General features: G+C 72.3%; 1 protein-coding gene. It reads right to left on the reverse strand.

Annotation, left to right across the window (positions count from 1 at the left end):
* Nucleotides 1-108 precede the first annotated feature (108 nt).
* Nucleotides 109-777, reverse strand: a 669-nt coding sequence (locus PKE99_RS38060) for an NsdA family TPR-like regulatory protein (protein ID WP_498371922.1), incomplete at its 5' end; no start/stop codon positions are given.

Raw genomic sequence — 777 nt, forward strand, 5'->3', positions numbered from 1 at the left:
GCCGGCGTGGCTGAGCCGGCAGGCCGCCGAGTCGGAGAAATCGGCGGCGGAGGCGGCCAAGCGGATCGCTGCCCTCAGGACCGGAGCGAGCCGCAAGGACTGGTCGGCCTACTGACCCCAGAGCCGGCGGGAACGAGCCTGCTCGTCGAAGTCCCGCACGACGCGAGACCCGCGGAAGCGGGGCAGACGCTGCCGGAGCTCGTCGACGTAGCTCGCGCACCGCGTGGACTGCAGGTCCTCGCCGAGGTCGAGCGCGGTCAGCGCGGTCGCGCAGCCGGCCTCGACCTCGCCGCCGTCGAGCTGGGCGTGGGCGAGGACCATCGTCGCGAAGAAGTCGCTGCGGACGTACTCACCGCTGGCTCCCTCCACGGCCTGTGACGCCCAGTGCGCAGCATCGGACGGGCGCCCGAGGTCGCGATGGCAGTGGCCGAGTTCCGCAGCAAGCTCCGCCTCGTCGAAGTACTGGATCCACTCCGGACCGTCCCCAGGGGAGTGGCGCTCGAACTGCGAGGTGGCTCGGCCGAGCGCCGCGTCGCACCCCGTTGCGTCGCCGAGCCTGGCGAGCGCCCGTGCCTCCATCACGCTGAAGTGCGCGCTGAGCACGGGGATGCCGAGTGAGCTCGTCCCCAGTTGCGCGGCCCGGGCGAGATTCGCTGCCTCGCGGAACCGGCCGAGGTAGGTCGCCTGGTGGCTCATCGCGTCGAGAATGCTCGCCGCGAGGCTGCGATCCCCGGCCTCGTCGGCCAGCGCCAGTGCCTGGATGAAGTAGCGCTGGGC

It is taken from the genome of Pseudonocardia halophobica (assembly GCF_027922425.1).
Lineage (GTDB): Bacteria > Actinomycetota > Actinomycetes > Mycobacteriales > Pseudonocardiaceae > Pseudonocardia > Pseudonocardia halophobica.